The 8823-nt window shown below is 72.9% G+C and carries 4 protein-coding genes; 3 read left to right on the forward strand and 1 reads right to left on the reverse strand.

Annotated elements, in window-relative coordinates; all coding sequences use genetic code 11:
* The coding region (locus ACWD4O_RS48470) for a thioester reductase domain-containing protein (protein ID WP_451289551.1) at window positions 1-4242 on the forward strand (4242 nt) is incomplete at its 5' end.
* A 103-nt stretch (window positions 4243-4345) separates the two neighbouring features.
* Here ACWD4O_RS48470 and ACWD4O_RS48475 read toward each other — a convergent pair.
* Window positions 4346-6253, reverse strand: coding sequence for an ABC transporter ATP-binding protein (locus ACWD4O_RS48475; RefSeq protein WP_451289553.1), 1908 nt, complete (start codon window positions 6251-6253; stop codon window positions 4346-4348).
* A gap of 163 nt (window positions 6254-6416) precedes the next feature.
* Here ACWD4O_RS48475 and ACWD4O_RS48480 point away from each other — a divergent pair, with 163 nt between their 5' ends.
* A complete protein-coding gene (locus tag ACWD4O_RS48480; RefSeq protein ID WP_450949204.1) occupies window positions 6417-7382 on the forward strand; it encodes a lysylphosphatidylglycerol synthase transmembrane domain-containing protein in 966 nt (321 codons plus the stop codon).
* A gap of 233 nt (window positions 7383-7615) precedes the next feature.
* Window positions 7616-8713 (forward strand): mechanosensitive ion channel family protein, encoded by a 1098-nt coding sequence (locus ACWD4O_RS48485; RefSeq protein ID WP_451289552.1) that lies wholly within the window; start codon window positions 7616-7618, stop codon window positions 8711-8713.
* Window positions 8714-8823: the final 110 nt, after the last annotated feature.

Raw genomic sequence — 8823 nt, forward strand, 5'->3', positions numbered from 1 at the left:
GCCGAGGAGGTCGTCACCCGGATCGCCGACGAACTCCGCAGCCAGGGACGCAAGACCAACCGGCTCACCGTCAGCCACGCCTTCCACTCCCCCCTGATGGACCCGGTCCTCAAGGAGTTCACGGCCGTGCTGGAGTCGGTCGACTTCGCCGAGCCGGTCATCCCGATGGCCGCCGACACGGCAGAGGTCTGCTCCGTCGAGTACTGGGCGGGGCATGTGCGCCGACCCGTGCGCTTCGCCCAGCACCTGACCCGGCTGGCCGAGCGCGGTGTGAGCCGGTTCCTGGAGATCGGCCCCGACGGCGTGCTCAGCGCGATGGGCCCGCAGAGCGTGGACGCGACGTTCACCGCACTGCAACGCCGCGACCAGCCCCAGGCCCGAACCGCCCTCACCGCGCTCGCCCAGCTCCACACGGACGGCCACACCGTCGACTGGCAGCGCCTGTTCGCCCCCGGCACGGCCACCGCCGTCGACCTGCCGACCTATCCCTTCCAGCACCAGCACTACTGGCTGGACAGCACGTCGACGGGCGCGCGGAACACCGTCGGGCTCGGTCTGAAGGAGCCGGGACACCCGCTGCTGACGACGGCCATCGAGCTGGCCGGCGGGGGCGGCGCGGTGTTCACCGGGCGGCTCTCGCTGCACACCCACCCCTGGCTCGCCGACCACCGCGTCTGCGGGACGGCGACGCTGCCCTCGGCGGTCGTCGCCGAGCTGGCGGTCCGGGCCGGGGACGAGGTCGGCTGCTCCGGCGTCGCCGACCTGACGATCGACACCCCGTTGACCGTCCCGGACAGCGGCGGAGTGCAGGTGCAGGTGACCCTGGCCGCACCCGGCGAGGACGGCAGCCGGCGGATCGCCGTCGGCTCCCGGCCGGACCGGGACGACCCGGACGCGTCCTGGAAGGTGCATGCCACCGGACTGCTCACCGAGCCGACGCCCCCGCCCGCGATCCTCCTCGACGCCTGGCCGCCGCCCGGCGCGACCCCGACCCCGCTCGACGACTTCTATCAGCGGCTCGAGGAGAAGGGCCATGCGCACGGGCCGGCGTTCCAGGGGCTGCGGGCGATGTGGGAGCGGGGCGAGGACCTGTTCGCGGAGGTGTCTCTCCCCGAGGACACGGACGCGGACAGCTTCGGGATCCATCCCGCGCTGCTGGACTCCGCGCTGCACCCGCTGCTCGCCGCCGGCCACGACACCGCCGGTCTGTCCTGGCACGGGTTCGACCTGCACGCCGTCGGTCCGCGCACGCTCCGGGTCTGGATCAGGCCCAAGGGTCAGGACGCGTTCCGGCTGTGGCTGGCGGACGACGCCGGCGAACCGGTCGCGGAGGTCCGCGCGCTGAAGCGGCGCCCGGCAACCGCCGCCGCACAAGCCTCAGAGGCCGCAGCGGTCGCAGAGGCCGCAGGACTCGACGATGCGACGGGCGACTCCCTGTTCCACGTGGTCTGGTCGCCGGTCGTCCTCCCCGAACCGGAGGACCTCGTCCCCGCCCGTCCGGCCGTGCTGGGAGACACTCTGGCGGCCGGCCTCGGGCGTCGCGTCTCCAATGTCGCGGACGCCGGCGAGGACATCGTCGTCGCCATGATCGACGAGGCGGCCGGACGGGATCCGGCGGAGGCGGCGCACCGCAGCACCGTGCGGGCGCTGGAGCTGGTGCAGGACGCGCTGGCGTGCGGGACGTCCCGGCTCGTGCTGGTCACGACCGACGCCGTCGCCACCCACGACGGCGAGGACGTCGAGCTCGGCTCGGCCCCGGTGTGGGGTCTGGTCAGGTCGGCCCAGGCCGAGAACCCCGGCCGTATCACGCTGATCGATCTGGACGGCGACCCGGCGAGCGCCGAGCGGCTGCCGCTCGCCATCGCGTCCGGCCACGAGCAGTTGGCCGTCCGCGCGGGACGGGCGAGCACCCCCCGGCTGGCCAGGGTGCGGGCGACGGGCGCGGCGGCCCGGCCGGGACTCCGGCCGGAGGGCACGGTCCTCGTCACCGGCGGCACCGGCGCGCTGGGCGGCCTCTTCGCCCGGCACCTGGTCACCGACCACGGCGCCACCCACCTGCTGCTGACCAGCCGACGCGGCCCCGACGCCCCCGGAGCCGGCGCACTCGCCGAGGAACTCACCGCCCTCGGCGCCACCGTGCGGACCGTGGCCTGCGACCTCACCGACCGGGCGGCGGTGGCCGATCTGATCGACTCGATCCCGGTGGAGCACCCGCTGACCGGTGTGGTGCACACCGCCGGCGTCATCGACGACGGCATCGTCACCGCCCTCACCCCCGACCGGGTCTCCGCCGTGCTGCGCCCCAAGGTGGACGCCGCCTGGCATCTGCACGAGCTGACCGCGGGCATCGACCTCGCGCTGTTCGTGCTGTTCTCCTCCGTCGCCGGTGTCGTCGGCTCGCCGGGGCAGGCGAACTACTCGGCCGCCAACCTGTTCCTCGACGGGCTCGCGCAGCACCGCAGGGCGCACGGGCTGCCGGCCGACTCCCTGGCCTGGGCGGCGTGGGCGCAGCAGCACGGCATGGCGTCCCGGCTGTCCGAGGTGGACTGGAACCGGGCGACGCAGTCCGGTCTGCGGCCCATCTCACCGGCCGAGGGTCCCGCGCTGTTCGAAGCGGCGCTCGCCTCCGCACACCCGACGACGGTGCCGATGCACCTGGACGTCGCCCTGATCGCGCGGCAACCGGGCCCGGTCCTGCCGGTGTTGCGGGGGCTGGTGCGCAGGCCGGCCCGGCGCGTGGTCACCGCGACGGCCCAGAACACCGGGCTGCTCGCGGCACGGCTCGCCCCGCTCGACGAGTCCGGTCGGCGGGAGCTCCTGCTCGACCTGGTGCGCACCGCGGCGGCCGCGATCCTCGGCCACGGCGGAACCGAAGGCATCACCGCCACCGGCGCCTTCACCGCGCTCGGCTTCGACTCGCTGACCGCGGTCGAGCTGCGCAACCGGCTGGAGGGCGAGACGGGCCTGCGCCTCGCGCCGACCCTGCTGTTCGACCACAACACCCCCGCGGCGCTGGTCGAGTACCTGGGAGCGGAGCTCGCGCGCCGGACGGAGGGCTCCACGCGGTCCGCGGTGGACTTCGCGGCCGAGGTGCGGCTCGCCGCGGACGTGGTCCCCGCCGAGGAGGTCGTCACCGTGGTCGCCGACCCCGGGCAGGTGTTCCTCACGGGCGCGACCGGTTTCGTCGGGGCCTTCCTGCTCAGGGATCTGATGCGGTCGACCGGGGCCACCGTGCACTGTCTGGTGCGAGGGGCCGACGAGGCGACCGCGCTCGGCCGGCTGCGCGCCAACCTGACCTGGTACGGGATCTGGGACGAGATCGACGGCGACCGGCTGTCGGTCGTCACCGGCGACCTGGCCGAGCCGCGCTTCGGCCTCGACGCGGAGCGGTTCGACCGGCTCGCCCGGGAGATCGACGTGGTCTACCACGCGGGCGCCACGGTCAACTGGCTGCACCCGTACCCGTCGTTGAAGGCCGCCAATGTGACCGGCACCGAGGAGGCGCTGCGGCTCGCCGCGCTGCACCGGACGGTCCCGTTGCACTACGTGTCGAGCACCGGCGTCTTCGCCCGGCCGGCGCCCGACGGCGCCGGGCTGTCGCCGCAGGACCCCACCGGTCCGCCGGAGGAGCTGACCAACGGGTACCGGCAGAGCAAGTACGTTGCCGAGAAGATCATCGGGCTGGCCAGGGAGCGCGGGCTGCCCGTGTCGATCTACCGGGCCGACGTCGTCTCGGGCGCGCAGACCAACGGCGCCTGCCAGACCCGTGACTTCGTCTGGCTGAGCCTGAAGGGCAGCTTGCAGGCGCGGGCGCTGCCGGCCGGCGCGAACGCGTTGTTCCCGATGGTGCCGGTGGACTACGTCAGCGCGGCCGTCCTGGCGCTGTCCCGCACGGCGAACGGCGAGACGTTCCACCTGTTCAACCCGGTGGCGATCGGTTTCGCGGACATGGTGGCGCGGCTGCGCGAGTCCGGCTACGTCCTGGACGAGGTGTCCTGGGACGAGTTCGTCGCCACCGTCCGCGCGGACCGGGACAACGCGCTCTTCCCGGTGATCGACATCTTCCGCAGCTATATGACCGCGGGCGAGGCCCTGTACATGCGGATGGACGTCGGCGCGACGGAGGCGGCGCTGGCCGGCACGGGCATCGTCTGCCCGGAGATCGACGCCGAACTGTTCGCCAGGTACACGGAGTTCTTCGCCGGAGCCGGCTACTTCCCGGCCCCGGTGAAGCTCGGGTAGCCACCCTCGCGATCGCCCTCCGGTCGCCCTCCCCGATCGCCTCCTCGTTCCGTGCGGACGGCCCTCCGCACGGAACGAGGAGGACCACCCGGCCGGCCGGACCTCAGAGCACGGCCGGCACGGTCGCTGCCTGCGCCCCCGCCCCCGTCCCCGCCCCCGGCTGCTCGAACTGGGTCCGGTACAGCTCCGCGTAGCGTCCGTCGGCCGCCAGCAGCCCCTCGTGCGTGCCGCGTTCGACGACCCGGCCGGCTTCGACGACGAGGATCAGGTCGGCGGCGCGCACGGTGGACAGACGGTGGGCGATGACGACCGCGGTGCGGTCCGCGAGCGCTTCGGCGAGGGCCTCCTGGACGGCCGCCTCGGAGGTGTTGTCGAGGTGGGCGGTGGCCTCGTCGAGGATGACCACGCGCTGGCCGGCCAGCAGCAGCCGGGCGATGGTCATGCGCTGGCGTTCGCCGCCGGAGAGCCGGTAGCCGCGCTCGCCGACGACGGTGTCCAGGCCGTCGGGCAGGGAGCGGACGAGGTCGTCGAGGCGGGAGCGGCGCAGGGCGTCCCACAGGTCGTCCTCGGTCGCCGCCGGGCGGGCGAGGAGGAGGTTGGCGCGGACGGTGTCGTGGAAGAGGTGGCCGTCCTGGGTGACCATGCCGAGGGTGGCCCGCACGGAGCCCGCGCTCAGGTCGCGGACGTCGACCCCGCCGATCCGGACGGCGCCCGCGTCGACGTCGTACAGGCGCGGCAGGAGCTGGGCGATCGTCGACTTGCCCGCGCCGGAGGAGCCGACGAGGGCGACGGTCTGCCCGGGTTCGGCGCGGAAGGAGACGCCGTGCAGGACCTCGGCGCCGCCGCGGGTGTCGAGGGAGGCGACCTCCTCCAGGGAGGCGAGGGAGACCTTGTCGGCGGACGGATAGCCGAAGCGGACGTCCTCGAACTCGACGGCGACGGGGCCCTCGGGCACCTCGCGGGCGTCCGGTTTCTCCTCGATGAGCGGTTTCAGGTCGAGCACCTCGAAGACCCGCTCGAAGCTGACCAGGGCGCTCATCACCTCCACCCGGGCCCCGGCGAGGGCGGTGAGCGGGGCGTAGAGGCGGGTCAGCAGCAGGGCGAGGGCGACGACGGCGCCCGGTTCGAGTGAGCCCTCGAGGGCGAGGTGGCCGCCGAGTCCGTAGACGAGGGCGAGGGCCAGGGCGGAGACGAGGGTCAGGGCGGTGATGAAGAGCGACTGGGCGGTGGCCGTGCGGACGCCGATGTCCCGCACCCGGGCCGCCCGGGCCGCGAACTCCGCGGACTCCTGCTCCGGGCGGCCGAACAGCTTGACCAGGGTGGCGCCGGGCGCGGAGAAGCGCTCGGTCATCCGGGTGCCCATCGCCGCGTTGAGTTCGGCGGCCTCCCGCTGCATTCCGGCCATCCGGTTGCCCATCCGCCGCGCCGGGACGACGAACACCGGCAGCAGGGCCAGCGAGAGCAGGGTGACCTGCCAGGACAGGGTGAGCATGACGACCAGGGTGAGCACCAGGGTGACCAGGTTGGAGACCACTCCGGAGAGCGTGTTGCTGAAGGCGCGCTGGGCGCCGATCACGTCGTTGTTGAGTCGGGAGACGAGCGCTCCCGTACGGGTACGTGTGAAGAACGCGACCGGCATCCGCTGCACATGATCGAACACGGCCGTGCGCAGATCGAGGATGAGCCCCTCCCCGAGGGTCGCCGACAGCCTCCTGCCGAGGATGCCGAGCGCCGCCTCGAGCACCGCGATGAACGCGATGAGCAGGGCCAGGCGGACGACCGTGCCCGCGTCGCCGTGCGACACGATCGCGTCGACGACCCGTCCGGCGAGGACGGGGGTGGCGACGGCGAGCAGCGCGGTCAGCACCCCCAGCACGACGAACCGCGCGATACGGCGGCGGTGCGGGCGGGCGAACGCGCCGATGCGGCGCAGCGTCACCCGGTCGAAGGGACGGCGTTCCTGCTGGGCGTTCATGACGCTGTACAACTGCGTCCAGGCGGTGGTCTCCATGCTCATGAGTGCGACCGTAGAACCTCAAGCAACCTTGAGGTCAAGATTCTCCCCCCGTGGATCCGACTCGTCCCCCGCTGCGAAGGACCCGATGACCGTACGTAATGTCCCGTCCCCGCTCCCGCAACCCGCAGTTGGCGCCGTGCGGAGAACCTCTCCGAGTGTGACAGCCGTTCCCCTTCCCCCTGTCAGGCCGGCCCGTCGACTACCCGTCCGGCAGATCCTGTGTCTGCTCCCGCTCCTGCTGGTCGCCGTGGTCGCGGTGCAGCACCGGTCCGTCCTCGCCGAGGGCTTCGGGCATCTGCGGCAGGCCGAGTGGCCCTGGCTGCTGGCCGCGGTCGGCGCGACCTGTCTGACCTGGGTCGCGGCTGCCGTCACCCGGCAGGGCGCGGTCGTGCAGCGGCTGCCCGGACGACGGCTGCTGGCGACCCAGTTCGCCGCCGGCGCGGCCAATCACCTGCTGCCGACGGGCCTCGGCGCGAGCGCCGTCAACCTGCGGTTCATGACCGTGTGCGGGGTTCCGCTGGCCCGCTCCTCGGCGGCCCTCGGGCTGTATCTGCTGGCGGAGGGCGTGGCCCGGGTGGGCCTGCTGGCCGTGCTGCTGCTCGTCTTCCCCGACGCGCTGCGGCTCGGCTCCCTGCTGCCCGACGCGGCGCTCGGTCCGCTCCTCGGCGGCCTCGCGGCGGCCGTGCTCCTGGCGGCGGGCGTGCTCACCTTCGTCCGGCGGGTGCGGTCGGCGGTGTGGAACTTCCTGCGCACCGCGCTCAGCGAGGCGCGCTCGGTGCACTGCCGTCCGTCCCGGGCGCTGGCCCTGTGGGGCGGCTCCCTGGCGTTCCCGGTGCTGCAGGCGGCCGGGCTCGCCGCGGTGGGCCACGCGTTGGGGCTGTCGGTGCCGGTCGCGCACATGGTGGTCGCGTATCTGGCGGCGACGGTGGCGGTCGCGCTGATCCCGACCCCGGGCGGGATCGGCTCGGTGGAGGCGGCGCTGATCGTGGCGCTGGTGGCGGCGGGCGGCCCGGTGGCGGTCGCCACGGCGGTGGTCCTCGCCTACCGGATCATCACCGTCTGGCTGCCGTTGGTGCCGGGAGCGCTGACGCTCGGCGCGCTGGTGCGCATGAAGGTCATCTGACCGGTCTCGGCGTACCGGTCCTCGCCACGGTGTGGTGGTGCGCGGCCCGTCGTTCGTACGGACCACGAACGGCGCAAACCGGCCAACGCGCCCTCTGAGCTGCGCCGTCCCTGCATCGCGGCCGGATCCTCGGGTACGAACTCCTGTGCCGGATACGGCAGGATGAGCGGTTGCGCCCATCCTCGACGGGGACGGGCGCGACCGCACTTCCCGGAACCGAGCAGGTGACATTTGTGAACCGCGCACTGACCCTGGACGACGGCGTACTCGCCGGAATCGCCCTGGCCACCGGCCTGTTGGCCGCCTTCCTGTCGCGCACGCTGCTGCGCTGGCTGGGGAAGCACGCCAAGCGCACGAAGTGGAGCGGCGACGACGTCGTGGTGGACGCGCTGCGCACCGTGGTGCCGTGGTGCGCGATCGCCGGCGGCGCGGCGACCGCGGCCGCGCTGCTGCCGCTGACGGCGGGCGTGCAGCACACCGTCAACCAGTGTCTGACGGTGCTGCTGATCTTCGTGGTGACCGTTGCGGCGGCGCGGGTCGTCGCCGGGCTGGTGCAGAACATGACCACCTCGCGCTCCGGGGTCGCGGGGTCGGCCACGATCTTCGTGAACATCACCCGGATCCTGGTGCTGGCGATCGGTTTCCTGGTCGTGCTGCAGACGTTGGGCATCTCCATAGCCCCGCTGCTCACCGCCCTGGGCGTCGGCGGTCTGGCCGTCGCGCTCGCCCTCCAGGACACCCTCGCGAACCTCTTCGCGGGCATCCACATCCTCGCCTCCAAGACCGTCCAGCGCGGCGACTACATCAAGCTGAGCAGCGGCGAGGAGGGCTACGTCGAGGACATCAACTGGCGGCAGACGACCGTGCGCGCGCTGTCCAACAACCTCGTCGTCATCCCCAACGGGCAGCTCGCGAAGACGAACATGACCAACTACATGCGTCCCGAGCAGGACCTGACGATCCTGGTGCAGGCGGGCGTGGCCTACGACAGCGACCTCGAGCAGGTGGAGCGGGTCACGATGGAAGTCATCGCCGAGGTCATGACCGGCGTCGACGGCGCGCTCCCGGACCATGAACCGGCCATCCGCTTCCACACCTTCGGCGACTCGCGGATCGGCTTCACGGTGATCCTGGGCGTCGGCGAGTTCAGCGACCAGTACCGGATCAAGCACGAGTTCATCAAGCGTCTGCACCGCCGCTACCGCGAGGAAGGCATCCGGATCCCGGCGCCGGCCCGGACGGTCGCGTTGCAGCAGGGCACGGTGGTCATCCCGCAGCAGCGCACGGGCGACGACGCCGTGCAGGGCGAACCGAGCGCCCTGCACGACTGACCGACCAGGACAGGTCCTAGTAGTGCCTGGTCAGGTCGGCTGGAGTGGTGCGTGTCCTTGGGGCTTGGTGTGACGTTGAGGGTGTATGACTCCGGACGAGATTGCCGTGG

The organism is Streptomyces sp. NPDC002623 (genome assembly GCF_053592635.1).